Origin of the sequence: Microbacterium sp. Leaf351 (assembly GCF_001423825.1) — a bacterium.
GTDB lineage: Bacteria > Actinomycetota > Actinomycetes > Actinomycetales > Microbacteriaceae > Microbacterium > Microbacterium ginsengisoli.
The window spans coordinates 97,988-98,209 of record NZ_LMPK01000038.1 but is presented as its reverse complement, the minus strand read 5'-3'; the positions used below and the strand labels follow the sequence as shown (position 1 = coordinate 98,209).

Genomic DNA, 222 nt, shown 5'->3' with positions numbered 1-222 from the left:
CCCTCTCGTGCACGAACGACTCGAGGTGGAGCTGGTCGCCGGCCACGCGCTGCTGATCCGCTGGCCGGGACTCAGCTCCGGCGCCCCGCTCGTTCTCATGGCGCACCAGGACGTCGTGCCCGCAGACCCCGCCGAGTGGACGACCCCGCCCTTCTCTCCGACGGTGTTCGGCGAGGGCGAGGACGAGACGATCCGTGCGCGTGGCGCGATCGACGACAAGGG

Annotated in this window: 1 protein-coding gene; it reads left to right on the top strand. The window is 71.6% G+C overall.

Translation table 11 applies throughout. From position 1 onward, the window contains the following. Nucleotides 1-222 (top strand): M20/M25/M40 family metallo-hydrolase (locus tag ASG00_RS18615; protein ID WP_235559611.1); only part of this gene is annotated, 222 nt, incomplete at both ends.